The sequence below is a fragment of the Nocardia sp. N2S4-5 genome (assembly GCF_044628355.1).
GTDB lineage: Bacteria > Actinomycetota > Actinomycetes > Mycobacteriales > Mycobacteriaceae > Nocardia > Nocardia wallacei_B.
On sequence record NZ_JBIUPM010000001.1, the window covers coordinates 7,159,792 to 7,184,574 of the forward strand.

Annotated in this window: 26 protein-coding genes and 2 pseudogenes; 20 read left to right on the forward strand and 8 right to left on the reverse strand. The window is 68.5% G+C overall.

All coding sequences use genetic code 11. The features are described 5' to 3' along the window. The first annotated feature begins 66 nt into the window (after positions 1–66). Positions 67–2,268, forward strand: a complete 2,202-nt coding sequence (locus tag ACFMRZ_RS33205) for a molybdopterin-dependent oxidoreductase (protein WP_400182161.1) — start codon at positions 67–69, stop codon at positions 2,266–2,268. A 113-nt stretch (positions 2,269–2,381) separates the two neighbouring features. Here ACFMRZ_RS33205 and ACFMRZ_RS33210 read toward each other — a convergent pair. Next, positions 2,382–3,261 (reverse strand): annotated as a pseudogene (locus ACFMRZ_RS33210) (SDR family oxidoreductase). A gap of 115 nt (positions 3,262–3,376) precedes the next feature. Between ACFMRZ_RS33210 and ACFMRZ_RS33215 the strand changes: the two are divergent. Genes ACFMRZ_RS33215 through fadD8 form a run of 7 tightly spaced genes read left to right on the forward strand, consistent with a single transcriptional unit; the run spans position 3,377 to position 10,172 of the window. Beyond that, positions 3,377–3,829: a Zn-ribbon domain-containing OB-fold protein gene (locus ACFMRZ_RS33215; RefSeq protein ID WP_400182162.1), complete on the forward strand. Its 453-nt coding sequence runs from the start codon at positions 3,377–3,379 to the stop codon at positions 3,827–3,829. Then, positions 3,829–4,302, forward strand: a complete 474-nt coding sequence (locus ACFMRZ_RS33220) for a Zn-ribbon domain-containing OB-fold protein (protein WP_280272187.1) — start codon at positions 3,829–3,831, stop codon at positions 4,300–4,302. The genes ACFMRZ_RS33215 and ACFMRZ_RS33220 overlap by 1 nt, the downstream gene beginning before the upstream one ends. Beyond that, positions 4,295–5,374: a lipid-transfer protein gene (locus tag ACFMRZ_RS33225; protein WP_400182163.1), complete on the forward strand. Its 1,080-nt coding sequence runs from the start codon at positions 4,295–4,297 to the stop codon at positions 5,372–5,374. Before ACFMRZ_RS33220 ends, ACFMRZ_RS33225 begins: the two co-directional genes overlap by 8 nt. Beyond that, on the forward strand, positions 5,367–6,524 hold the full coding sequence (locus ACFMRZ_RS33230) for a thiolase domain-containing protein (RefSeq protein WP_400182164.1): 1,158 nt from the start codon (positions 5,367–5,369) through the stop codon (positions 6,522–6,524). The genes ACFMRZ_RS33225 and ACFMRZ_RS33230 overlap by 8 nt, the downstream gene beginning before the upstream one ends. Next, positions 6,524–7,312 carry an enoyl-CoA hydratase-related protein gene (locus ACFMRZ_RS33235; RefSeq protein ID WP_400182165.1) on the forward strand — a complete coding sequence of 263 codons (789 nt, stop codon included), beginning with the start codon at positions 6,524–6,526 and terminating at the stop codon, positions 7,310–7,312. Before ACFMRZ_RS33230 ends, ACFMRZ_RS33235 begins: the two co-directional genes overlap by 1 nt. Before the next feature lie 29 nt (positions 7,313–7,341). Next, positions 7,342–8,538, forward strand: coding sequence for a thiolase C-terminal domain-containing protein (locus ACFMRZ_RS33240; RefSeq protein ID WP_400182166.1), 1,197 nt, complete (start codon positions 7,342–7,344; stop codon positions 8,536–8,538). Next, positions 8,535–10,172, forward strand: coding sequence for a fatty-acid--CoA ligase FadD8 (gene fadD8 / locus ACFMRZ_RS33245; protein ID WP_400182167.1), 1,638 nt, complete (start codon positions 8,535–8,537; stop codon positions 10,170–10,172). The genes ACFMRZ_RS33240 and fadD8 overlap by 4 nt, the downstream gene beginning before the upstream one ends. Before the next feature lie 43 nt (positions 10,173–10,215). On the opposite strand, the gene ACFMRZ_RS33250 is transcribed toward fadD8, so the two are convergent. Next, the gene (locus tag ACFMRZ_RS33250; protein ID WP_400182168.1) at positions 10,216–10,617 is read right to left on the reverse strand and encodes a hypothetical protein; all 402 of its coding nucleotides are present in this window, start codon (positions 10,615–10,617) and stop codon (positions 10,216–10,218) included. A gap of 3 nt (positions 10,618–10,620) precedes the next feature. Next, positions 10,621–10,977, reverse strand: coding sequence for a hypothetical protein (locus ACFMRZ_RS33255; protein ID WP_400182169.1), 357 nt, complete (start codon positions 10,975–10,977; stop codon positions 10,621–10,623). A gap of 303 nt (positions 10,978–11,280) precedes the next feature. Between ACFMRZ_RS33255 and ACFMRZ_RS33260 the strand changes: the two genes are divergently transcribed. The 3 genes from ACFMRZ_RS33260 to ACFMRZ_RS33270 are packed head-to-tail and all read left to right on the forward strand — an operon-like array spanning position 11,281 to position 12,541. Next, positions 11,281–12,132 (forward strand): helix-turn-helix domain-containing protein, encoded by an 852-nt coding sequence (locus ACFMRZ_RS33260; protein ID WP_400182170.1) that lies wholly within the window; start codon positions 11,281–11,283, stop codon positions 12,130–12,132. Then, on the forward strand, positions 12,129–12,332 hold the full coding sequence (locus ACFMRZ_RS33265; protein WP_400182171.1) for a DUF397 domain-containing protein: 204 nt from the start codon (positions 12,129–12,131) through the stop codon (positions 12,330–12,332). Before ACFMRZ_RS33260 ends, ACFMRZ_RS33265 begins: the two co-directional genes overlap by 4 nt. Next, on the forward strand, positions 12,329–12,541 hold the full coding sequence (locus ACFMRZ_RS33270) for a DUF397 domain-containing protein (protein ID WP_400182172.1): 213 nt from the start codon (positions 12,329–12,331) through the stop codon (positions 12,539–12,541). Before ACFMRZ_RS33265 ends, ACFMRZ_RS33270 begins: the two co-directional genes overlap by 4 nt. A 122-nt stretch (positions 12,542–12,663) precedes the next feature. On the opposite strand, the gene ACFMRZ_RS33275 is transcribed toward ACFMRZ_RS33270, so the two are convergent. Beyond that, on the reverse strand, positions 12,664–13,041 hold the full coding sequence (locus ACFMRZ_RS33275) for a helix-turn-helix transcriptional regulator (RefSeq protein WP_400183029.1): 378 nt from the start codon (positions 13,039–13,041) through the stop codon (positions 12,664–12,666). A gap of 297 nt (positions 13,042–13,338) precedes the next feature. Beyond that, positions 13,339–13,590 (reverse strand): annotated as a pseudogene (locus ACFMRZ_RS33280) (cupin domain-containing protein); the annotation flags it as partial. A gap of 54 nt (positions 13,591–13,644) precedes the next feature. On the opposite strand from ACFMRZ_RS33280, the gene ACFMRZ_RS33285 reads away from it, so the two are divergent. Next, positions 13,645–14,628 carry a zinc-binding dehydrogenase gene (locus ACFMRZ_RS33285; RefSeq protein ID WP_400182173.1) on the forward strand — a complete coding sequence of 328 codons (984 nt, stop codon included), beginning with the start codon at positions 13,645–13,647 and terminating at the stop codon, positions 14,626–14,628. Here the strand turns inward: ACFMRZ_RS33285 and ACFMRZ_RS33290 are convergent. Then, a complete protein-coding gene (locus ACFMRZ_RS33290; RefSeq protein ID WP_400182174.1) occupies positions 14,625–15,035 on the reverse strand; it encodes a nuclear transport factor 2 family protein in 411 nt (136 codons plus the stop codon). The two genes, ACFMRZ_RS33285 and ACFMRZ_RS33290, sit on opposite strands and share 4 nt — an antisense overlap. A gap of 57 nt (positions 15,036–15,092) precedes the next feature. Here ACFMRZ_RS33290 and ACFMRZ_RS33295 point away from each other — a divergent pair, with 57 nt between their 5' ends. Next, entirely contained in the window at positions 15,093–15,692 is a 600-nt protein-coding gene (locus ACFMRZ_RS33295; RefSeq protein ID WP_400182175.1) for a TetR/AcrR family transcriptional regulator, read from the forward strand. Between the two features lie 31 nt (positions 15,693–15,723). Here ACFMRZ_RS33295 and ACFMRZ_RS33300 read toward each other — a convergent pair whose 3' ends face one another. Then, positions 15,724–17,274 carry a succinic semialdehyde dehydrogenase gene (locus tag ACFMRZ_RS33300; protein ID WP_400182176.1) on the reverse strand — a complete coding sequence of 517 codons (1,551 nt, stop codon included), beginning with the start codon at positions 17,272–17,274 and terminating at the stop codon, positions 15,724–15,726. A 73-nt stretch (positions 17,275–17,347) separates the two neighbouring features. Between ACFMRZ_RS33300 and ACFMRZ_RS33305 the strand changes: the two genes are divergently transcribed. The 3 genes from ACFMRZ_RS33305 to ACFMRZ_RS33315 all read left to right on the forward strand — a co-directional run bounded on the left by ACFMRZ_RS33305 (position 17,348) and on the right by ACFMRZ_RS33315 (position 19,860). Beyond that, positions 17,348–18,019 (forward strand): TetR/AcrR family transcriptional regulator, encoded by a 672-nt coding sequence (locus ACFMRZ_RS33305; protein WP_280272195.1) that lies wholly within the window; start codon positions 17,348–17,350, stop codon positions 18,017–18,019. A gap of 46 nt (positions 18,020–18,065) precedes the next feature. Continuing rightward, entirely contained in the window at positions 18,066–19,517 is a 1,452-nt protein-coding gene (locus ACFMRZ_RS33310) for an aminotransferase class I/II-fold pyridoxal phosphate-dependent enzyme (protein WP_400182178.1), read from the forward strand. Between the two features lie 145 nt (positions 19,518–19,662). Further along, the gene (locus tag ACFMRZ_RS33315; RefSeq protein WP_280367965.1) at positions 19,663–19,860 is read left to right on the forward strand and encodes a hypothetical protein; all 198 of its coding nucleotides are present in this window, start codon (positions 19,663–19,665) and stop codon (positions 19,858–19,860) included. 9 nt (positions 19,861–19,869) lie between these two features. Here the strand turns inward: ACFMRZ_RS33315 and ACFMRZ_RS33320 are convergent, their stop codons facing one another. Continuing rightward, on the reverse strand, positions 19,870–20,586 hold the full coding sequence (locus ACFMRZ_RS33320) for a MerR family transcriptional regulator (RefSeq protein WP_400182179.1): 717 nt from the start codon (positions 20,584–20,586) through the stop codon (positions 19,870–19,872). A gap of 261 nt (positions 20,587–20,847) precedes the next feature. On the opposite strand from ACFMRZ_RS33320, the gene ACFMRZ_RS33325 reads away from it, so the two are divergent. The 4 genes from ACFMRZ_RS33325 to ACFMRZ_RS33340 all read left to right on the forward strand — a co-directional run bounded on the left by ACFMRZ_RS33325 (position 20,848) and on the right by ACFMRZ_RS33340 (position 24,780). Then, the gene (locus ACFMRZ_RS33325) at positions 20,848–21,327 is read left to right on the forward strand and encodes a hypothetical protein (protein ID WP_400182180.1); all 480 of its coding nucleotides are present in this window, start codon (positions 20,848–20,850) and stop codon (positions 21,325–21,327) included. Positions 21,328–21,377: 50 nt separating this feature from the next. After that, positions 21,378–22,271, forward strand: a complete 894-nt coding sequence (locus ACFMRZ_RS33330; protein ID WP_280272200.1) for an ROK family protein — start codon at positions 21,378–21,380, stop codon at positions 22,269–22,271. A 300-nt stretch (positions 22,272–22,571) separates the two neighbouring features. After that, positions 22,572–23,696 (forward strand): GAF domain-containing protein, encoded by a 1,125-nt coding sequence (locus tag ACFMRZ_RS33335; protein ID WP_400182181.1) that lies wholly within the window; start codon positions 22,572–22,574, stop codon positions 23,694–23,696. 70 nt (positions 23,697–23,766) lie between these two features. Next, complete coding sequence (locus tag ACFMRZ_RS33340) at positions 23,767–24,780, forward strand: conjugal transfer protein (protein WP_400182182.1); 1,014 nt, start codon at positions 23,767–23,769, stop codon at positions 24,778–24,780. Positions 24,781–24,783: the final 3 nt, after the last annotated feature.

Here is a 24,783-nt window from a genome sequence, read left to right on the forward strand (position 1 = left end):
CGGGATGGGTGTACCGGGGCGGAGGGGAGCGGTACGCTCGCGGTGGGCCGCTCGAGAGGATGAGCTATGAGTAGTCGCATTGTTGCTCGGCAGTGCACCCTGTGTGAGGCGCACTGCGGGATCCTGGTCACCGTCGAGGGAGATCAGGTCGCGCGGATCGAGGGAAACCCGGAAGACGTTCTCTCCCAAGGGTATATCTGCCCGAAGGCAACCGCGATGGGCGGACTGCACCACGACCCGGACCGGCTGCGGACCCCCGTGCGGCGGGTTGCCGACGGGTTCGAGCCGATCGGCTGGGACGAGGCGTTCCGGGAGATCGGGCAGCGGCTGCGCACGATCCGGCACGCGCACGGGCCGAGCGCGATCGCGATGTATCTGGGTAATCCGGCGGCACACAGCTCCTCGGTGCTGTATGGGGCACTGCTGCGCATGGCGCTGCTGACGCGCAATTTCTACACCGCGTCGTCCATCGACCAGTTCCCGCAGGAGTTCGCGGCCTGGCGGATGTTCGGTTCGAACGTGCTCATGCCGATCGCCGATATCGACCGCACCGACCGGCTGGTGATCCTGGGCGCGAATCCGGCGGTGTCGAACGGCTCGGTGACCACGATGCCGAATGCCAAGCAGCGCATCAAGGATGTGCGCGGCCGCGGCGGGAAGGTCGTGGTGATCGACCCGCGGCGCACCGAGACCGCGCGGCTGGCCGACGAGCATATCGCCGTAGTCCCCGGCGGCGATGTTCATCTGCTGCTGGCCGTGCTGCACGTGCTGGTCACCGAAAACCTCTGTGACGACACGGCGATTCGGCGGCAGTGCGCGGGCTGGGACGAACTGCGCGCGCTGGTCGCGGACTTCACTCCGGAACTGGCCGCGCCGCACGCGGGCGTCGACGCGGAGACCATCCGCCGCTTCGCGCGCGAGCACGCGGCCGCCCCGTCGGCGGTGCTGTACGCGCGCATCGGCGTGTGCCAGCAGGTGACCGGCACGTTGACGCACTGGCTGGTGAACACGATCAACGCGGTCACCGGAAATCTGGATCGTGCGGGCGGGCAGATGTTTTCGACGCCGCCCGTCGACGCCCCTCGGGCCGGCAAGTATCTGCCCATGGCCCACGGCGCGTGGACCGATCGCTCCGGAAAGTACAAGTCCTTCCGTTCCGAACTGCCGGTGGCGGCGCTGGCCGACGAGATCCTCACCGCGGGTGCGGGACAGGTCCGGGCGATGATCACCTACGCCGGGAATCCGGTGCTGTCGACGCCGCAGGCGGGCCGCCTGGACGCGGCGCTGGAATCGCTGGATTTCTATGTGGCCGTGGACATGTACATCACCGAGACCACCCGGCATGCCGACATCATCCTGCCGCCGGTGTCCCCGCTGGAACGCGAGGACGTCAACCTGTTGTTCCCCGTTTTCAGCGTGCGCAACAACCTGCGGTACGACGCCCGCGTCTTCGAGCCGCCTGCCGACGGCCTGGAGGATTGGCAGATTCTGGCGCGGATGGTCACCGAGTTGGCGCCGCTGCTCGCCCGCCGCTTCACCGGCCGCGCTCTCAACGGCGTGTTCGAGCGGCTCAGCCCGTTGCGACTGGGCGCGCTGGGTATCGCGGCCGGTCCCTACGGTGTGCTGCGGCGGGGGCGGAAAGGCTTGCGCGTCAAGGATGTTCGCGAGGCCCCCGGCGGTATCGACCTCGGCCCGCTGCGGCCCCGGCTGCCCAAACTGATCGGAACCCGCGACCGTAAGGTGCACCTCGCCCCGACCGATTTCGTCGCCGCCGCCCGCACGATCGTGGAAGACCTCCGGCAGGCCCCGCCCGCCGGACCGGACGGCTACGATCTGCGCTTGATCGGCCGAAGGCACTTGCGCAGCAACAACTCCTGGCTGCACAACGTGCCCGCCATGGTGAAGGGCCGCGCCCGCTGCACCGTCCTCATGCACCCCGACGATGCCGAACCCCGCAACCTCGCCGACGGAGACTCGGTCAGCGTCTCCTCCAGCACCGGCTCCATCGTCGTGACCGTGGAGATCAGCGACGACATCCGCCGCGGCACCGTCGCCATCCCGCACGGCTGGGGCCACCAGGAGCCGGGCGTCGGCTGGCGACTGGCAGCCTCCCTCCCCGGCGCCAACGTCAATCTCCTCCACGACCCCGCGCTGGTGGATCCCCTCTCCGGCACCTCCGCGGTGAACAACACCTGGGTCAGCGTCACGGCCACATCGTCGGACACCCCGGAGCGCTCGGTCGAAGCGGCAGCGGCGAGCGCGCCGTAACCCCGCGACAAGATCATCCGGCCTGGGCGGTCACAAACCGGCTCGACGTGGCAATGGGTGCCATGTCGGAGCGATTCGTGACCGCCCAGGCCGAGCAGGGCTATGGCTCGCGCTCAGCGGTGCGACTCCGCGATGCGGCGGTGGTAGATCTCGCGGGCCTCGGGGTCGGGTTGGGTGAAGGCCTTGGTCATGCCGCTGAGGTCGGAGGTGATGCGGCGGATGCGGTAGGGGAGTAGGGAACTGGCGCGGATTACCGGGGAGAGGGCGCGGGGGACGGTGATGAGGGGGCGGTTGCGGCCTATGGCGGTGACGACCGCGGCGGCTACGGCTTCGGGTTCGATGGTGGTGGCTTTCAACATCCAGCCGGGCATGTTCGCGCCTGCGGAGAAGCTCGGTGCGTACGTTGCCGGGGAGGATCGCCGTCACCTGGATGTCGGTGTCGGCCAGTTCCAGGTGCACCGCTTCGGTGAAGCCGATGACGGCGTGCTTGCTCGCGCAGTAGGTGGCCAACCCCGGCATGCCCGCGGTCCCGGCCAGCGACGCGATATTGATCAGGTGGCCTGCTCCGCGCGGGACGAAGCGCCGCAGGGCGAGGCGGGTGCCGGTCATGACGCCGCGGACGTTGATGTCGAGGATGCGGTCGGTCAGCGCGGGGTTCTCGGTGGTGAACAGGCCCGAGGGCATGATGCCCGCGTTGTTGACCAGCACGTCCATCGGGCCGAGTGCGCTTTCCGCGGCGTCCAGGAAGTCGGCGAAGGAGGCCGGATCGGTGACGTCCAGGGGCAGGCCGATGACGCGCCCGCCGGCGGTCGGCGGGTGCTCCCCGAGTTCCGCGGCGGTCCGGACGGCCAGGTCGGCGTCGATGTCGCCGAGCGCGACCTTCGCCCCGGCCGCCAGGAACGCCTGCGCGGTCGCCCGGCCGATGCCGCGCGCACCGCCCGTGATGACCACGACCCGCCCGGTCAGCGGGACGGTTGTCGATGTCCGTGCCATTTTCTCGCCCTTTCGCCGTGTGCGTCCGCAGCGTATGCGGAAAACCACGGATCCTCAATCACTTGATTGAATCACGTGATTGAGGCACACTTCGGTCGACGAGAGGAGTTGGCCGATGCCGGCAGGTGGCGAGGAGAGCCTGTGCGCCCCTTACGAGATCGAGTTCCCGTTCGAGCGCACGGTGGGCCCGGTTCTCGGAACGTTTCTCGGCGGCCTGCGGGACGCACGACTGCTGGGCGCGCGGACCGCGCGCGGCACCGTCGTCTGCCCGCCCGCCGAGTTCGATCCGGTGACCGGGGAGGAGTTGACCGACCTGGTGGACCTGGCGCCGGTCGGCAGTGTCGAGTCCTGGACCTGGGTCCCGCACCGGCCGGGCGATCCGGTCGCGCACGACTTCGCCTGGGCGCTGATCCGCATCGACGGCGCCGAGGGCGCCTTCTTCCACGCCCTGGACACCGGGGGCGATCCGTCGGTGCCGCACCGCGGGTTGCGGGTGCGGGCCCGCTGGGCGGCCGAACGCCGCGGCGAGATGCGCGATCTCGCCTGTTTCGAACCGGAGGACGCGTGATGAATCAACCACTGCCGCAACCGGTTCGGCTGATGCCGACACCGCTGCGCATGGAGTACACCTTCGTCGCGGGCACCGGCCGGTCCACGTTCCTGCGCGGATTGGCCGAACGCCGCCTGCTGGCGCGCACCTGCCCGTCGTGTGAGCACGTCTACCTGCCCGCGCCGGAGTTCTGCGCGCGCTGCCTGGTCGAGCTGGACCAGCCCGCCGAACTCGACGGCCGCGGCACCGTGTCGACCTTCTGCGTGGTCAGTTTCCCGTTCCCGGGCCAGACGATCGACCCGCCCTACGTGGTCGCCTACATCCAGCCGCACGGCGCGGACACCCGGCTGATGCACCTGATCCGCGACGTCGACATCGCCGACGTGCACATCGGCATGGAGGTGGAGCCGGTGTGGGCCGAGGGCGATCTCGAACCGTCCTGGATGAGCATCCGTCACTACCGGCCCGTCACGGAGGTGCGCAATGCGTGAGGTCGCCGTCGTCACCAGCGCCCAGTCGCCGTGCCTGGCGGCCAACCGCCGCGACGACATGTCCGGCATCCTGCTGCCGGTGCTCCGCGAGGCGCTCGCGGGCATCGAATTGAGCCGGGACAGAGTCGATTTCGTCGTCTCCGGCAGTCACGACTTCCACGAGGGACGCACCTTCGCCTACATCGATTCGCTCGACGCCGTCGGCGCGTGGCCGCCGATCTCCGAATCGCACGTGGAGATGGACGCCGCCTGGGCGTTCTACGAGGCGTGGGCGTGGCTGCAACTCGGGCACGGTGATATCGCGCTGGTGTACGGGATCGGGCGCGGCTCGCTGCCGCGCAACCTCGATCAGGTCGTGCCCACGCAGCTGGATCCGTACCTGCTGACCCCGCTGCGGCCGCATCAGGACGCGATCGGCGGATTGCAGGCGTGCGCGCTGCTGGAGGCCGGTGTCACGACGGAACAGGAGATGGCACGCATCGTCGCGCGCAGCCTGGCCGATGCCCGGTCGAACCCGCATGCCCAGGTCAGCGGCGAATACGCCACCGACACCCTGCTGGCCGAGCCCTACGTGGCATCCCCGCTGCGCCGTCACGACGTGGCGCCGGTCGGCGACGCGGCCGCCGTGGTGGTCCTCGCCGCCGGCGACGTGGCGCGGTCGCTCACCGACCGCCCGGCCTGGGTGCGCGGCATCGACCATCGGATGGACACGCACTACCCGGGTGCGCGAGACCTGACCCACGCGCCTTCCGCGCGCCGGGCGGCGACCGAGGCGGCGAAGACCGCGGGGTTCGGCGCGGCGGACGTCGACGTCGCCGAACTGCACATCGAATACTCCGCGCAGGAGCCGCTGCTGGTCCGCGAACTCGGCCTGGGCGCCGCGACGGCGATCAATCCCTCGGGCGGGCCGCTGGCGGGCCGTCCGACCACCGCCACCGGACTGCTGCGGATCAGCGAGGCGGCCGCCGCCGTGCGCACCGGCCGGGCCGGGCGCGCCCTCGCCCATGCCACGAACGGTCAAGCGCTGCAACAGAATCTGGTCTGCCTGCTGGAAGGGGGCACCCGTGCCTGAACCCATCGCCGTCGTCGGCATCGGCCAGGGCAAACAGGCCAAGCGCCGGGAGACGACCATCGGCGCGCTGGTGCGCGAGGCGGTCGCCGCCGCGATGGCCGACGCCGAGCTGGAACTCGGGGACGTCGACGCCGTCGTGCTGTCCAAGACGCCCGATCTGTTCGACGGCGTCATGAATCCGGAGCTGTATCTGGCCGACGCGCTCGGTGCCCGCGGCCTGCCCGTGACGCGGGTGTTCACCGGCGGCAGCGTCGGCGGACACGCCGCCATCTACGGCGCGCACCTGATCGAGGCCGGGCTGGCACGCCGGGTGCTGGTCGCGGCGTATTCCAAAGAGTCCGAAGGGAATTTCACCTGGGCGCTGTCGCGCGGGCTGCCGTTCAGCGCGTCGCTCGGGGCGGGTGCGGGCGGGCATTTCGCCCCGGTGATCCGCGAATACATCCGGCGCTCCGGGGCGCCGGAGCACATCGGCTGGCAGGTCGCGGTCAACCACCGGCTCAACGCGCTGCGCAATCCGTATGCCCACGTGCACATGCCGGACATCACGGTGGAGAAGGTCCGCGAATCCAAGATGCTGTGGGACCCGATCCGGTATCTGGAGTCCTGCCCGTCCTCCGACGGCGCCGCGGCGATCGTGCTGTCGGGCGCGGCCGATGTCGGCAACCCGGCTCGCCCGCCCGCGTGGATCCACGGCATGTCGTGGCGCACCGAGACCGGGCACTTCGCGGGACGCGACGAGGTCAACCCGCGGGCGGGCGCCGAATGCGCCGCGGATGCCTACCGGCAGGCCGGAATCGGTGATCCGGCAACGGAGATCGACGTCGCCGAGCTGTACATCCCCTACAGCTGGTACGAGCCGATGTGGATGGAGAACATCGGCCTCGCGCCGCTGCACGAGGGCTGGAAGCTCGTCGACGACGGCACCACGCGCTTCGGCGGCGCCCTGCCGATCAACCCGTCCGGCGGTGTGCTGTCCGGCAATCCGACGGGCGCGACCGGGCTGGTCCGGTTCCTCGAGGCGGCGCTGCAGGTGCGGGGGCTGGCCGGTGAGCACCAGGTCGACGGCGCGCGCCGCGCGGTCGGGCATGCCATGGGCGGCGCGTCACAGTTTCACGCGCTGTGGGTGGTCGGCAGCGAGAGGCCGAATTGATGAGTGACACAGGCGAATCCATCCTGTTCGAGCGCACGGGCGCGGTGGCTGTGGTGACCATGAACCGCCCGGAGCGCCGCAACGCCCTGAACCTGGAGATGATCGGGCTGCTCGCCCGCGCCTGGGACGAGATCGACGCGGACGACGACATCCGGGTCGCGATCCTCACCGGATCGGGTGAAACCTATTGCGTCGGCGGCGATCTCGGCGACGGGTGGATGACCGACGGTCGCGATCGGTCCGATTTCGACCCCACCGCGATCGGGCGCGGCCTGCTGCTCACCCGCTCGCTGCGCAAACCGCTGATCGCCGCGGTGAACGGGGCCTGCCTCGGCGGCGGCCTGGAAATGTTGCAGCAGACCGACATTCGCGTCGCGGAGGAGCAGGCCACCTTCGGGCTGCCGGAGGTGCGGCGCGGGCTCATCCCCGGCGCCGGGTCGACGGTGCGGTTGAAGCGGCAGATCCCCTACACCAAGGCGGTCGAGATGATCCTCACCGGTGAGCCGCTCACCGCCCGGGAGGCATACGAGTTCGGCCTGGTCGGCCACGTCGTCGCCACCGGGACCGCCCTGGCACGAGCGCACGAGATCGCCGACCGGGTGGCCCGCAACTCCCCGCTGGCGGTGCAGCACGCCAAGGCGGCGCTACTGGCCAGCGGCTGGCTGCCCGACGAGGACGCCCGCGCGATCGAGGGCCGGTTCGTGCGCGAGGTCATCACCTCCGACGACGCCCGGGAGGGCCGGAAAGCGTTCGTGGAGAAGCGGGAACCGAGATTCACGGGGAAGTGACCCGTACGGCAGTGAAGGATGGATCGAGCATGCGACGTGTTTTCGTCGTCGGGGTCGCGATGACGCCGTTCGTCAAGATCGGCTCGCGGGAGTGGACCTACCCGGAGATGGTGGGCGAGGCCGTGCGCGGCGCACTCGACGACGCGGGCCTCACCTACGACCGGATCCAGCGCGCCGCGGTGGGCTATGTGTTCCAGCCGTCGGCGGCGGGCCAGCGGGTGCTCTACGACGTCGGGCTGTCCGGCATTCCGATCGTCAACGTCAACAACAACTGTGCGACCGGCTCCACCGCGCTCATGCTGGCCCGCGAGTGGGTCGGCGCCGGGCTCGCCGACGTGACGCTGGCCGTGGGCTTCGAGCAGATGACGAAGGAGGCGATGGCGGGGCCGGCCACCAAACCGGCCGTCACCACCATCGACGAGCACCTGCGGGTGATGGCCGCGGAGTACGACTTCGGCACCGCGCCCATGACCACCCAGTTCTTCGGCAACGCCGCCGTGGAACACATGCAGCGCTACGGCACCACGCCCGAGCAGCTGGCGCAGGTAGCCGTGAAGAACCACGAGCACTCGACCCGAAATCCGTTGGCGCAGTTCCAAGTTCCCTACACGCTCGATCAGGTGCTCGGGGACCGGCCGGTGCACGGCCCGCTCACCCGGTCGCAGTGCTCGCCGATGTCGGACGGCGCGGGCGCGGCCGTGCTGGCGAGCGAGGACTTCGTCCGGGAGCACGGCCTCGAAGACCGGGCCGTGGAGATTCTGGCGCAGGAACTGGTGACCGACGACGCGTCGGCGTTCGGTACCGGCTCCATGATCGACGTCGTCGGCGCGCCCATGACCCGTACGGCCGCGCGGCGCGCGCTGGACACCGCCGGGCTCGGCATCGGCGATATCGACGTGATCGAGTTGCACGACTGCTTTTCGATCAATGAACTGATTACCTACGAGGCGCTCGGGCTGTGCGCGACGGGCGAATCCGGCGCGCTGGTCGAATCCGGCGCGACCACCTACGGCGGCGCCTGGGTGGTCAACCCGTCCGGCGGGCTGATCTCGAAGGGGCATCCGCTGGGCGCCACCGGTCTGGCGCAGGCGACGGAGCTGTCCTGGCAGTTGCGGGGGCTGGCGGGGGAGCGGCAGGTATCCGGCGCGCGGGTGGCGCTGGCGCATAACCTCGGGCTCGGCGGAGCCTGCATGGTTACCGTCTACGCAGCACCCGGTGTCGCATGAGTATGGGAGAGACAGTGCTCGAAACATCGACCGACGCAATCGATCCGGCCACTCGCCTGCGGTTGCCGGTACACAACGGCCACTCGCTGCTCGCGGGGCTGCGCCGGCACCGGCGCGATCCGGTCATGACCCTCGGCGAGACCGTGCTCACCGGCGCCGATGTCATCGACGCGATCAGCCGCTATGCCGCCGCCTTCGCCGCGCACGGCGTGGACACCGGCACACCCAGCGCCCTGCTCGCGCTGAACCGGCCCGAGGTGCTGTTCATCCTGGGCGCCGGGCAGATTCGCGGCCACCGCCGCACCGCCCTGCACCCGATGGGCGGCCTGGACGACCACGTGCACGTGCTCACCGACGCCGGAATCACCAGCCTGGTGATCGACCCGCTGCCGCAATTCGTCCAGCGGGCACGGGAATTGGTGGACCGGGTACCGGAACTGACGCGGGTGCTGGTGCTGGGGCCGGTGCCGGAGGAACTCGCCGACGTCGGCGTCGACCTCATCGCCGCCGCGGCCGAATTCGAACCGCGACCCATCGAAGCCGTCGACGTGCCACCGGATTTCGTGGTGTCGATCAGCTACACCGGCGGCACCACTGGAAAACCCAAGGGCGTCATCGGCACCGCCGGCGGCATGGCGACCATGACGCAGATCCAGCTGTCGGAATGGGAATGGCCCAAGCGGCCGAAGTTCCTCATCTGCACGCCGCTGTCGCACGCGGGTGCGGCGTTCTTCCTGCCGGTGGTCTTGCTCGGCGGGCAGTGCGTGGTGCTGCCGCGGTTCGACGCGGGAGAAGTGTTGCGCGCCATCGAGGAACACCGGATCACCGCCACGATGCTGGTGCCGTCGATGCTGTACGCGCTGCTGGACCACCCCGATATCGACAAGCGCGATCTGTCCTCGCTGGAGACCGTCTACTACGGCGCGTCCGCCATCGACCCGACCCGGCTGACCCAGGCGATCGAGCGGTTCGGGCCGATCTTCGCCCAGTACTTCGGGCAGTCCGAGGCGCCCATGGCCATCAGCTACCTCCCGAAGGGTCAGCACGACCGGGAGCGCCTCACTTCCTGCGGGCGGCCGTCGACTGCCCTGCGGACGGCGTTGATCGACGCCGACGGCAAGGTCGTCGCGCCGGGCGAGGTCGGCGAAATCTGTGTCTCCGGACCACTTCTCGCGGGCGGCTACCTGAACCTGCCCGAGGTCACCGCGGAAACCTTCCGCGACGGCTGGCTGCACACCGGCGACCTCGCTCGCGAGGACGCGGACGGGTATTGGCACATCGTCGGCCGCAGTAAGGACATGGTGGTCACCGGCGGGTTCAACGTGTTCCCCCGCGAGGTGGAGGATGTCGTCTCCGAGCATCCCAAGGTGCTGAACGTCGCCGTCGTCGGCGTTCCCGACCCGCGCTGGGGCGAGGCGGTCACCGCGGTGGTGGTGCTGGACAAGGAGGTTGCCGCCGACCCCGCCGCCGTAGCGGCGGTGACCGACGAGATCCAGCAGGAAGTCAAGCAGCGCAAGGGTTCCGTGCAGGTACCCAAGCATGTTCTGGTCGTGGACGATCTGCCGTTGACCGGGCTCGGGAAGATCGATAAGAAGGCGGTGCGGGCGATCGCCGCGGAGCGCCTCGACCGCTGAACACCTCTGGACATGTTCCCCACCCGGCCGCTGGTCCGCCCGTTCACTCGTCCAGCCATCGTTCGATCTGGTCGAGTGTCGGGGCCGCGTGCAGGGGCATGCCGTCGTCGGCGTCCAGGAGGGTCCAGAGGTATGGCGGGTGGGGTGCTCGGATCATTCGGTATCCGGCGCGGCGTGAGCGGAGGGTGATCTGCTCGAGGCGCGCCGGTGTGCGTATCGGACGCCAGAAGTCGGCTCGGACCTCGTCCCACAGCCGAGCCAGCTCCGGGTGCCGCTCGCGCAGCTGGGTGAGGTCGGGTGCGGTCGCGAGTGGGCTCGAGACGAGGGGATCGGAGCTCTCGGACAGCTTGCGCACCAGCGTGATTCGCCGTCGACCATGGTGCAGTTGCCAGGTTGCCGACCAGCCGTCGGCCCTGGTCTCATGCGCGCTCGTCTCACCGGGCACCGGTCAGATCCCGTCGTTCGTGTTCGGCAGCGCCAGTTCCGTCAGTCGATCGAGGACCTCGCGCAAGGTCTGCACAGGTGGGCCCTCGCCGGTCGGTGGCGCATCGGCCTTGATCGCCGGATAATCGACCCCGCGTTCGGCGGCGCGCTCGCGCGGTGTCTTCGTCTGCGGCGCAAGGCGTCCCGCCAGAACCAGCGTGTGATGGGCTGCGGAATTCCACACGCATCGTCCGGCGCGGCACGTGCGATGGCGACGCATCAATTCGTGCGCCAGTTGCACGTCGGCGACATCGCACAGCGTCGGTCGGGTGACCAGGGTGTGGAGCGTAATGGGTTGTGCCGTAGGCATGTTCGTCATCAATCGAACCTTCGTTCGGTGTGTTTGTTGACTCGATGACCGGTGCGCGGAGTAGACTCGCATCGCCCACACCGGTTGCCACCCGGTAGCGCGGGGACGACTTGGCCTCACCAATAGCGAGTCTCCGTCATCGGTGCATTCAGTAGTACGCCCCCCATCAGCAGCTTGGAATGGATCAGCGGGCGAAGCAGTCGAGTTTCTTCCGAAATTCCATGCGGTGAAGCAAATCGATTCCAAACTGACAACATCCGATAGCGAGGCTAAGGAATGTCGACAAGCGCAACGGGTTCCACTCTGGCAAGGCGCATGCTCGGCCGTGCACTCAAGCGACTCCGCGAAGGGGCGGGTGTGCCGCCCAAGGAGGCCGCGAAAACGATTCGAGTGTCCGCGCAGACCCTGTGGCGGATAGAGACCGGCCAGCCAGGGCCGAAGTTGAAGGAAATCTACGTGCAAGCCCTGTGCAAGTTCTATGGGGCTGCGCCGGAAGAGATGAGAGTGCTCGTCGGACTCGTGGAGCTGGCAGAGCAAAGGAGCTGGTGGCAACCCTATGGTGATGCATTTCCCGGCGACTTCGCGCTGTTTATCGGTCTAGAGGAGATTGCTCGTGAACTGACGACTTTTCAACTCACGCTGATGCCGGGGCTGCTGCAGACAGCCGACTACCGCCGCGCCGGGGTGTGGGCGCTCGAGCCGCAGGCGAGCCCCACGGAGGTTGAGCGAAATGTCGAGTTGACTATCAAGCGGCAACGACGACTGCGCGAGGACAGTGAGAACTTCACCGTTCATGCACTGTTGTGCGAATCGGCCCTACGCCATCCGATCGGAGGTCCGGGTGTCATGGGTCGACAGCTGCGCCACTTGGAACAGATGAGCGAGTTGCCGAACGTGACTCTGCGGATCGTGCCGCTCAGTGCCGGAATGCATATCGGCTTGCAAGTGGGCAGTTTCGTGCTGCTCGAGTTCCCGGAATACCCAACCCCCTATTTGTCGGAACCTCCGCTGGTATACGTGGACGGATACCTCGGCTCGCTATACATGGAGCGAGAGAACGAGATTCGGCAGTGCCGCCAGGGGCTTGCAGGCATTCGCCGTGTAGCGTTGGAGGAGGGCGCATCCAGAGAGCTGGTCGCCCGTATAGCAAGGGAGCACGAAGGATGAGCATCGACTTGTCTGGGGCGCAGTGGTTCAAATCCAGCCGAAGCCGGGACGCCCAAGCATGTGTCGAGGTCGCACACCTCGACAAGGGCATGGTTGGCGTCCGTGACTCCAAGAACCAATCCGGTCCCGCGCTGATCTTCACGCCGGGTGAGTGGGATGCCTTTACCGCTGGCGTCCGAGGCGGGGAGTACGAAAGGTGAGTATTCACCTGCCCGGGGCGCGGTGGTTCAAGTCCAGCCGGAGCCGGGAAGCCCAAGCATGTGTTGAGGTCGCACACCTCGACGGGGGCATGGTTGGCGTCCGTGACTCCAAGAACCAATCCGGCCCGGCGCTGATCTTCACGCCGGGTGAGTGGGATGCCTTTACCGCTGGCGTCCGAGGCGGGGAGTTCGACCGCCCCACGGCCTGACGGCCAGTGCGACGCGCGGTAACCGTGTATGCGAAACCGCCTGGCTCCGAAAGGTTTCGGTGCCAGGCCGTTTCATCGCTGCTGAGCGGTGGAATCGCTGAGCCGCGCCGGAACCGTGTGGCTTACGAAGTGGTGCGGTGGCCCGTTCGGTAGCGGCCCGGCGTGGTGCCGACGAGGGCGGTGAAGGCGGTGATGAAGCTGCTGGGGTTGGCCCATCCGCAGGCGTGGGATACGTAGGTGGTGTCGTGGCCGTCGGCGAGTAGGACCAGGGCGTGGTAGACGCGCAATTGGGTGCGCCACTCGTAGAAGGTCAGGCCCAGCTCGTTGTGGAACAGGCGGCTGAGCGTGCGGGCGCTCGCGCCGACGGAACGCCCGAGTTCGGTCAGCGAGGAGTTGTCGGCAGGGTTGTCGTAGAGCAGTCCCGCCACCGCTCGCAGCCGGTCGTCGCGCGGTTGCGGCAGATGCAGCGGCTGCTCCCGCGCTTCATGCAGTTCGTCCACAAGCACCCGCCGCAGACGATTACGCGCGGCACGGCCGTAACTCCGGACACCGCGATCCCCCTCCCCACCACCCTCGTTGTCGCCTACCGCATTTCCGTAATAATTTGTGGCACAGCTACTTTCGCTTGCACCGGGCACGTGGTTATCGGTCGTGCGGTCGTTGTTGCCGGTGGGGTCGGGGTAGCTTCGTGGGCCGGTGAGGGCCAGGAGGAGTTCGCGGGCGAGGGTGGAGACCATGAATACCGCGGGGCGGTGGGGTAGGAGGCGGGCCAGGGGTTCGGAGAGGAAGACTATTCGCATATCGGTTCGGCCGTGGGCGCGGTGGCGATGCGGTACGCGGGTCGGGGTCCAGGCGACGCGATCGGCGGGGACGATCGAGGTGCCTGCCTCGGTGTGCACGGACAGGACTCCGCGTGCCGCGTACACCAGGTGCCCGCGGGGGTGGGAATGCAGCGAACTCGTACCGTCCGAGGGCCACAGGTGTACCCCTCCCGACGGCCACACCCGCGACGTGGGACCGGGAGGCTCGGGTTGGCGGCCTACGGGCATAACTTGGCAATCTACCGGTGGCCGGACATATCGCGCTCCCGCGACAGTGAACGCATGAGTACGACGATGCGAGCGGCGGTCTGTACCGAGGCGGGCGGACCGGAGGTGCTGGAGATCCGAGAGCTGCCGGTTCCGGCGGTTCGGCCGGGCTGGAGTGTGGTGCGCGTGCGCGGCGCCGGGCTGAACCGGTCGGAGTTGCGCACCCGGCAGGGGTATTCGCCGACGGTGGAATTCCCGCGAGTGCTCGGGATCGAATGCGTGGGAACCGTTGCGGCCGCGACGGATCCGGCCCTGCCCGAGGGAACCATCGTCGCGGCGGTGATGGGGGAGATGGGCCGGGCCTTCGACGGCGGCTACGCCGAGTACGCGCTGCTGCCGAACGCACTGCTGATGCCGGTCACCACGACCCTGCCGTGGGAGGTGCTGGCCGCACTGCCGGAAACCTACCTCACCGCACAGGGCGCGCTGGATGCCCTCGGTCCCGCACCGGATGCCCTGGGGCGCTTGCTGATTCGTGGCGGCACCTCGTCGGTGGGCATGGCCGCCGCCTCGATCGTCGCCGGTCGCGGCGCGCAGATCGCGGCCACGACCCGGCAGCCGAGCAAGGTCGAGGCATTGACGGCGGCCGGGGCCGACCACGTGTTCCTCGACGACGGCAGCTCCCTGGCCGCGAGCGTCCACGCCGTGTGGCCCGAGGGACCCGATCATGTCCTGGACCTCGTCGGAGCGCGGACGGCGGCGGAGTCGTTGCGCCTGGTTCGGCGCGGCGGAACGGTATGCGTGGCAGGCTCGCTCAGCGGATGGACGCTGCGGGACTTCGAGCCGATCGCGATGATCCCGTCCGGGACCAAGCTCACCTCGTTCCACAGCGACGACTGCCGCGGAAGCGCGGCGGTGTTGCAGCGGATCATCGATGAGGTCGAGGCCGGGACCTACCGCCCCAACATCGACCAGGTCTTCGGCCTGGACGACATCGTGGCGGCGCACCGGTACATGGAGGAGGACCGGGCGGTCGGGAAGGTTGTCGTGAAGCCCTAATCCCGCACGCCACCGAGTGGCTCGCGCCGCGCGAGCATCTTGCGGTGGCTGATCCGCCAGCCCTCGGCCTGCCGGCGAACGGTGTCCACGTAAGTGACGGTTCCGCAGCTTCGATCGCTCATGACGGCGAGGCCTTTGGACCGCACGGTGGCTGTGTCGTCGTCCTCGCTATCGGTGATGACGATGTTGGTGACGATGTGCGCCAGCGGATTTCGCGCACCGAGGGCCAGCCCCGCGTCTCTGATGGCATCGATCCCGACCAGCACGCCGTAATCCATATCGCTGACGTCGTAGACCACATCGCTGGTGAACAGCTCGCCCAGGCGGTCGAGTTGCCCCTCGTCGAACAAGTGCCCGTGCAGGGAGATCGTTTCGCCGATCGCCCATTTGTCTTCAGCTGTGAGCATGACCTACCGCCCTTTCCGGGGACATCCCCGTTTATTGCTTCGGCTAGAGTAACGGGGATGTCCCCGGAAAGCCAGCCCGCCGCCCGAGCGTCGAAGCGTCCCCGGCGAGCGGATGCCGAACGCAACCGCGCCGCGCTACTCGCGGCTGCTGAACGGCTGTTCGACGAGCGCGGCACCGATGTGCCACTCGATGAGGTCGCGAAGACCGCCGAGGTCGCCAATGCCACCCTGTACCGGCACTTCGCCACCCGAGCCGATCTGATCGCCGCCGTGTACGCCGAAGAGGTTCGCGATCTGGACCGATTGAGCGATCGATTGCTGGATCGCACCGATCCCGATCAGGCGCTCACCGAGTGGCTACGAGCGTTCATGCACCACGTCGCCACGAAACGCGATTTGGCGCTGGCCATACCCGATGAACCGGATGGCGAGCGCGACGGGCTGTTCGCCGGCTGGCACGCCATCATGCGGGCCGCGGCCGCACGTCTGCTCGCGCGCGCCCAGCGCGACCGAGCCGTTTCGAGCGAACTCGACGCCGCCGATCTCCTCGTGGTGGTCAGCGGCATCGCACTCACCGGGCTACCCGAGGACAGGCTCGACAGGCTGCTCCACCTCGTCCGCGACGGTTACTGCATACGGCCTGCGGCAACGGAATAGCGTCGCAGGCCGGAGGGCGGGAGGGCGGCACTCACCGCAGGCGGAGGCGGCGCATCATGCGGAGCATGCGGAGGGTCTGGTCGACGTACTTCTCGTACGGCTGATCCGCCGGGGGTGTGAGGACTTGGCGTTTCAGCGTGGCCACATTGGTCGACTCGGTGAACTTCAGCAGCCCTTGGTCGCCGTTGCGCACGCCCATGCCCGAGGCCTTGAAGCCGCCCGAGGGCGCGTTCTTGCTCGCATAGGCCAGGGCCGCACTGTCGTTGATATTGACGTGCCCCGCCTCGAGCCGGGCGCCGAGGGCGCGGGCCGCCCTCAGATCGCGGCTCCACACACTGGCGCTCAACCCGTAGCGGGTGTCGTTCGCCAGCCGCACGGCCTCCTCGACGGTCGTGAACGGGTACAGCGCGACCACCGGGCCGAAGGTCTCCTCGGCGAACAAATCCGTTCCCGCCGTGACGTTTTCGAGTACGGTCGGCTCGTAGAAGGTGGGTCCGAGATCGGGTCGGGCGCGGCCGCCGGTCAGTATCCGGGCCCCGTGTTCGACCGCGCGGTCGACCTGCGCGGCCACCCGGTCGCGATGGTCCTCCGACACCAGCCCGCCCATCTCGGCGTCGAAGTCGTAGCCGGGACCGACGCGCATCCCGGCGACCCGCGCGACGAATCGGTCCCGGAACACCGGATAGACCGATTCGTGGATGTAGACGCGCTCGACATGCAGGCACAGCTGGCCGGTGTTGTTGAAGACCCCGGCGACGGCGCTCGTCACGGCCTCGTCCAGATCGGCGTCGGACAGCACGATCATCGGATTCTTGCCGCCGAGTTCCATGCACGCCTCGACCAGACGTCCTGCGGCCTGCGCGGCCACCCGGCGACCGGTCGCCTCCGAACCCGTGAACATGACGAAATCGGCCCGATCCACCACGGCGGGACCGATCACCGGGCCGTCGCCGCACACGATCTGGACCAGTCCGTCGGGAATTCCCGCCTCGCGCAACAACTTCAGACCGTAGGCCGGGCTCAGCGGCGTCCGGTTGTCGGGCTTGAGCACGATGCCGTTTCCGGCCATCAAAGCGGGGATCGCGTCGCAGAAGCCGATCGCGAACGGGAAGTTCCACGGCGCGATCACCCCCACCACGCCGCGCGGCTTGCGCAACTCGGTGGAGGTGCTGACGAACGGGATCGCGCCGGGATGGCGGACCGGGCGCAGCAGCCGCGGCGCGTGTTTCAGATAGTGGCTCGTGGCCATCGGGATGTCGCACAGCTCCTCGAACGCCATGCGGCGCGACTTCCCGGTCTCCAACTGGATCAGATCGGTGATGGTGGCCTGGTGCTCTAGCACGAGGCGGTGGAAGCGCTCGAACACCGCCAGCCGCCGGCGCACCGGCCACCGCGCCCACTCGGCCTGCGCGGCACGGGCCGTCGCGAAGGCGCGATCGACATCGGCCTCCGACGATTGCGGCAACTGCGCCACCGGCTTGCCCGTGAACACCTCGACCACCGGTACCGCGTCGGCCGGATCTCCGGTGACGAGCCCGGTCAGTTCGGCGAAATCGTGCACGAGTGCGGTCGGCGTGCTCATGCCGACGGACTCTATCAGTTGATTAGATCACTTGATAGAGATTGTCGGAAATGCTGGTCCGCACCTGATTACAATGCGGCAGGTGACCAATGGAACGGGCGAGGCCGAACTCCGGGTAACCGCGGACGAACTGGCGATGCCGACGGATCGGCGGCTGGTGCTGGCCGCGGAGCGCCTGTTCGCCGAGCGCGGAGTGGACGCGGTGTCGCTGCGGGCCGTGATGGCCGCCGCCGGAACCAATGTCGCCTCCGTGCACTACCACTTCGGCTCCAAGGACGCGTTGATCGAGGCGCTGATCCGGCAGCGCAGCGACGCGGTGGCCGCCCGGCGCAGCGTGCTGCTCGACGAGATGGAGGAGTCGGGCGTCGTCACCGCGCGCGGTCTCGCCGAGGCGTTCGTGACGCCGGTCTGGGAGATGGCCGTGGGGGAGGGCGCGGCATGGGTGAAGTTCATCGCGGGCATCCTCGGCAGCGGCCATCCGGCGCTGCGCACCGTCGCCGATGGTTTCACCGATCAGGCCGTCCGCTTCACCGCGCTGCTCGAGGCCCGGTATCCCGAATTGCCGCGTCCCACCGTGCGTTTCCGGCTCGCCCAGGCCATGACCCTGACCTTCCAGGTGCTCGGCGACGTGCACCAGACGCAGAACCTGCTCGCCATCTCCGGCGTCCAACTCGGCCCGGAGCAAGTGATGGGCGAACTCGTCGACGTGGTGACGGCCATCCTCGCGGGGCCGCCCGCGCAGTAGGACCTCCCCGTGCATACCGTCGTTCCGACCGGGTATGGCCGCAGTAATGGACCATTCACGTGCACCGATGCTCGACGCGCTGGCGGAATACCAGCGGTTGGGCCGCTACGGCTTCACCCCACCCGGGCACCGGCAGGGGCGCGGCGCGGACCGGCGGGTCCGGGACGTGCTCGGCGACGCGCTGCGCTGCGACGTGCTGGCGACCCCCGGCCTGGACGACCGGCGCTCGCTCGGACACCGGCTGGGCGAGGCGGAATCGCTGATGGCCGACGCGGTCGGCGCGGACACGGCGTTCTTCAGTACCTGCGGCAGCTCCCTGTCGGTGAAGGCCGCGATGATGGCGGTGGCGGGCGGCGACGGCGGGCTGATCGTCGGCCGCGACAGCCACAAGTCGATCATCGCCGGACTGGTGTTCTCCGGCGTGCAGCCGTACTGGGTCACCCCGCGGTGGGATGCCGAGCGCCACATCTCCCATCCGCCGTCGCCCGAGCAGGTCCGCGAGGCGTGGGAACGGCATCCGGACGCGGCGGGCGCGCTGATCGTCAGCCCGACCCCGTACGGCACCTGCGCCGATATCTCCGGCATCGCCGAGGTGTGCCACGAGCGTGGCAAGCCGCTCATCATCGATGAGGCGTGGGGCGCGCACCTGCCCTTCCACGACGACCTGCCGACCTGGGCGATGGACGCCGGCGCCGACATCTGTGTGGTCAGCGTGCACAAGATGGGCGCGGGCTTCGAGCAGGGTTCGGTCTTCCACGTGCAGGGCGATTTGGTCGACCGCGGCCGCTTGCAGCTGTGCGCCGATCTGCTGACCACCACCAGCCCGAATGTGTTGCTGTACAGCGCCATCGACGGCTGGCGTCGCCAGATGGTCGAGCACGGCCGCGAATTGCTCACCGCCGCACTGGAGAACGCGGCGCGGGCGCGCACGGAGCTGGCGCGGATTCCGGGCATCGAGGTGATGGAGGAGGAACTGCTCGGCGTCGAGGCCTCGCACGACCTGGACCGGATGCAGGTGCTGATGGACGTCTCGGGCACCGGCGCCACCGGTTACGAGATCGTCGACTGGCTGCGCGAGAACCGGCGCATCGACCTCGGGCACAGCGACCACCGCCGCATTCTCGCGACGCTGTCCATGGCCGACGACAAGACCACCATCGACACGCTGGTCGACGCGCTCACCGCATGGCGGGTGCAACTGAAGGACCCGGCGCCGCACCGGATTCGGCTGCCGTCACCGCGGGAGCTGCAACTGGAGTCGGTGCGGCGGCCGCGCGACGCGTTCTTCGGGCCGACCGTGGCGGTGCCCATCGAGCAGGCGCCCGGCCGGATCGCCGCCGAACAGGTGACGCCGTACCCGCCGGGCATCCCGGTGATCATTCCCGGCGAACTGATCGACCGCGCGGTGGTGGACTACCTCCGCTCCGGTATCGCGGACGGCATGAACGTGCCGGATCCCTCGGACCCGGAACTGCGCACGCTGCGCGTCGTGGCGTGAGCGCGATGGACGCCTGCGGCGACACGGTTGTCCGGTAGATGTCCTGTCTGGCGCGGTCAGGGCCATGGCCACGTCTATACACTGAAGGTTGCTCGAAAGATGCTGAACGCAATCGTGCAAACCGGAGTCTGGTGGGTGTGACGCAATGCCTGAGATTCAGCGCGTAGTCCATGTACAGATGCGGTTCCCGCAGGGCGGAGTCGTGCTCGACTATCGCGCCGCGCCGAGCATCGCGGCCCGCGTCGCCACCGAAATGCCCCGCCACGGTGTGGATGTGCATATCGACGACCAGGTCACCGACGCGTTGGCCGACCTCCCGAACGCCGACCTCTGGACGCAGTAGCCGCGCCGCTCAGGCCGGTTTGCGGGTCGCGGTGTGCGGCGGGGTCTCGGCGTGCCGGCCGAAGGACTGGTCGATGAGTTCGGAGGCCGCGCGGGTGGCGATGAGCCGCGCGATGGCCAGCTCGGTCTCGAGCTTGGCGTAATCCTTGGGGCTGCGCTCGGACCGTTCGTATTGCTGACCGGCGAGCAGGTAGTAGACCTCGGTGGCGAAACTGCCGGTGAGCCGATCGCACTCCTGCCGCAGCCGTTCCACCAGCTGGATCGCCGACTCGACGGGCAGGCCCGAATCGACCAGCCGGGAGGCGAGATCGTGGCAGCGCGGATTCATCACCCGGTAGGCGTCCAGCGGGTCGTCGCTACCCGCGAGCGCTTCCTTGACGTAATCCGGCAATTCGAGTTCGGGTGGGGCGTCGGACGTTTCGGGGGCGGCGGACGCGGAGGCCGGGGCCGGAGCCGCGGGCTGGTCGGCCACGCCGAGCACCTCGGCCAGGCCGTCGCCGCGATCCCAGGCGTCGAGCAGTTCCCGGATGCCGTTGAGTTTCATCCCCCGGCTCAGCAGCCGGCTGATGGTTTGCAAGCGGTTCAGGTGGTCGGCGTCGTAGTATCCGATTCGGCCCCGGACATCGGGGGAGGGCAGCAGCCCCCGCTCGTGATACACGCGCACGCTGCGCACGGTGGTATCGGCTGCACGCGCCAGTTCATCAATGGTGTACTCCACTGCAGCCATACCTCACAGGAAACCACAACCTACGCCACACTGATACGGACCGTGGCTGAACGAGCCGTTAAGCGACGATACGCCAGCATCACGACTTGGTCAACGTGCCGTTAAGTAGCGTGGAAGTGGTTGCCCACCTTCGAATCGTCGGTTAACGTGCGACCTACAGCGTTCACTGCTGGTTTTCCGAGGACTGTTGAGCAGCCTCGATGTCCGCCCGACCACGGGTCACGCGATCTCGGCGTGCCCTCGGCATCCTCGGAGACGGCTATGCGTACCACACAGCCTCGTCGGCTGGTTTCGGAAACCCCTGCGCCGGTGCAACTCCCGGCCGCGATCGTGACTGCGACCGCTCGCGTCACCACCACCAAATCCACCCATCGGCCACCCTGCGCGGACGGTCCCGACGACTGGGATCTCGATGTCGGTACGCCGGAATCCTGGCGCTCCGCGATTCGGACCTGCCACAGTTGCCCCTTGTTCGCCAACTGTGATCAGTTGGCGCAGACGCTGATCGCGCGCGGCGACGCCCCCCGCGCGATGATCTGGGCCGGAGTCGCCTACGACAGCGCTGGGCGGGTCGTGGAGAACCTCGATCGGCACCGTGCCACGCCGATCGACCACAAGCGGCCGCTGCGCATCATCCACAACGGGCCGCGGCCGGTGTGCACCGAACCGGCGCCGCCCACGCCGCATCGGCGGATCGTGCTGGGCCGTCGCCGGGTTGTCGCCACAACCGGCGGCCACTGAGTTATGGTTCGTGCCTCGACATTCCGAATTATCTCGGCGGTGGGCAACAGATGACACAACTGGCACTGGAGATCGGGCCGGCGCGGTTCGCCGCCGGCCGAGTGGCCGAAGACGCGGGCGAGGACGAGATACGGCGCATCGCCGTACCGCCTCGCGGCGTGTGGGACGCATGCCGGGAACTGCTGTTGGACGCCGCGGGCAACGCCGAGGTCTCCTCCGTGGGGATCGCGGCGGCCGGCCCGATCGACATGGCCGCCGGAATCGTTGCGCCCGCCGAGATCTCGGAGTGGCGTACCGGGTTCGCCATCGTCGAACAGGTGCGCAAGCTGTTTCCGGCCGCGGAGGTGCGGCTCGCCTTCGACGGTGTGTGCCTGGCGCTGGCCGAACGTAATTTCGGCGCCACCAGCAGCGTGATGGACTCGCTGGCGATCCTGCTGTCCGATCGGGTGGTCGCCGGAGTCTCGGTGGGCGGGTTCACGGTCGTGGGCCGCACGGGCAATGCCGGGCACATCGGTCACATGCTCGTTCCCGGTTTCGACGAACGGTGCAGTTGCGGCGGCCGGGGCTGTCTGGAGGCCGTCGCCGGCGCGCACGCCATGGTGCGATGGGCGACCGGGCAGGGCTGGACGGGCGGCTCGGCGGAAAACCTCGTTGCCGGTGCGCTTGCCGGCGAGGCGATTCCGGTGGCCGCGATGGAGCGGTCGGGCACGGCCCTCGGGCGCGTGATCGCTTCCGTGGCGCCGCTGCTCGACATCGATCTCGTCGTGATCGGTGGCCCGCTGGCCGTGGCCGGCTCGCCGCTGTGGAAGGCGATCGGGGCGGCCGTCGCCACCCACGCCCGGCTCGGTTTCCTGACCGGGCTGCGAGTGGTGCCTTCCGAACTCGGCGACGTGGGCGTGCTGGCGGGCGCCGGCGTGCTGGCCATGACCCCCGACGGCGACTGACCGGCGGCGTCCGCCCCGGACGCTCGTTGCGGCGAAGCTGCCGATTTCACCTTGTTCCGCCGATTTAACCCGCGGAGGCCGACTGGACCTTAGGTTCGTTTTGGTGCACTGTTAAGACTCTGGTTTTTTGTGAGCTGTAGACAGGGCACCCGTGTCCCGGTTTACCCACCAGTACCTATTGTATGGGCCACTATCTAACGGTACATTACTTCGAGTAACGCATGGCTCAACTGGGTCATGCAGGCGAAGGAACGGGCTGGTACGGGCAGGCACATGCGAAGCGACGCAGTGATCCCATGGGTGACGATCGAGACCCTGAGCGCGCAAGAGATGTCCGTCGCGTCGGTCGGTGATTCGGCGCGCGAGTTCGCCGGTTGGCAGCGGGCGATTCAGCGGTTGCTGGCCAAGATGCCGGCCTGCTATGATGCCATCAGCACGACCCGCATCGCCGACCTGATCCAGGCCGCGCGCGAGCAGGCCGAGGACGCTGATCTCCGGATCTCCACCAGGTCCGGTCCCTATGTGCTGAAGGTCAGGCCGGTCTTCGGCCCGGCCGGGGACGTCCATGCCGTGCGGCTGTGGCTCGGCCCGGCCCTGTCCATGCCGCCGACGCCCGGACCCGCGGTCGGGGCGATCTGGGATCTGCATTCGCAGACCCTCCAGCAACCCAGTGGCATCACGCGCCTGGCGGGAATCGCGCCCGAGGAGTACGTGCCGCGGATGTCGATCGCGGAACTCTTCCACCGGATCTCGTCGTTCGATCGGCACGCCGAGATGCTGGATCTGCTCTATGATCCCAAGCCCGGCGGCAAGATGCAGTTCGACGTCGCGGTGACCGACGGCATGGGCCGGCTGGGTCAGTGGCGCATCACGATTCGCGTCCGCGACGACGAGCGGACCAGGGGCGCATGGTTGTTGATCGAGGACATCACCTCGGAGCACACCTCCCCGGGGTGGCCGACGCTGGAGCGGGTCGGGTTGCGGGAGGCGCACCGGCGCGCCGGTACCCACCTGGCGGTCGTCCAGCTCGAGTACACCAGCATTTCGCATTGGCTCACCGATCCGGCGCCCTGGATCCGCTGGGACTATCTGTTCCGGCCGATCGATGTCTTCCACCCCGACGACCGCGCCCGCCTGGTCGAACTCGGCGACCGGCTACGCACCGGCGACACCGCCGGGGTGACGGTGCGGGCGCTCAACTACGGCGGCGGCTACACGCCGACCTCGTTGCTGCTGTACCCGTATCCGGGCTATTCCAGCCGACCGCTGGCCATCGCCCAGATGGTGCGGGTCGCCGTGGATACACCGGTGGTCGAGCCGAACCGCAACGCGATGGAACCGCAACCGACGCGATCGCCGATCGGATACGATGATCAACTGCAACATTGGTTGTCCGGACGCATGAATCGCAGCCCCGCCTGCTGATTACCAGCATTCCCAGTAGGGGGAAGAAAGCGTGCCGGTGCCGACCAGTGCGATCTCTACTATTTCGAGGGTGAGAACAAAGTCGCGATCGGGGGATTCGGGCGAAGTACTGCTTCGCCAGATGGCCGCGCGGCGTCGCCGGGACAATATTATTGTCACCGTCCTGGCTGTTTTGGCCGTTCTCGGCGGCGGGCACGCCGTCCTCAGTTGGTTCGACTCGCCGCCCCCCGGCCCGTCCGACGAGACCACCGTGGGCATCATCGGCCGCTCGCAGCTGGCGCAGTCCTTCGCCCGCGAGTTCGTGGTCACCTATCTCACCGCGTCGACCGACCAGCAGGAGCGCGTCGCGCAGTATGTCAGTGCGGGACAACAGATCACGTTGCCCAGCAATCATCGCCAGGTCGCGGACTCGCAGGTGGTGCACGCGGCGCGCAAGATGTCCGCGGGCAACGTCGAGGTGTGGTCGGTGACCGTGTCGGTCCAGATGGGCGGGGCCTCGGGCGCGGCCGCCGCCGGTAAGGACGGGCCGATTCGCCAGTACTACCGGGTCGCCGTGTCGGTCACCGACGGCCTGCGGGCATTGGCGATACCCACCCTCGTGGAGCGCCCGGCCCGAGGTGGGGACCTGGCTCTCTCCTACTCCGCGACATGCGCCGCGGACACGCCGCTCGCGCAGGTCGCCACTGGCTTCGTGAAGGCGTACCTGTCCGGGAGCGGGGACATGAACCGTTACACCGTGCTGAACTCCGAGATCGTCGCACCGTCGCCCTCACCGTTCACCACGGTCGAGACGGCCTCGGTCACCTCCGACGACTCCGGTTGCGGCACAACCGGTTCCACGGCGCATGTGCTGGCCACGGTCAACGCGAAGGGCGCCGAGGGCGGGATTCCCACGCTCGCCTATCCCCTGACGCTGGTGCGCAACACCGGCCAATGGCAGGTGCAGTCCGTGGATCCGATTCCCGCACTGCGTACTCCGCTGACCATCGTGGCCGACCAGACCCAGGGCGGCGGGGCTCCCGCGCAGGCCACCACGACCGCGCCGTCGACGGCGGTGTCGGTTCCGCCCGCACGACAGAACTGATCC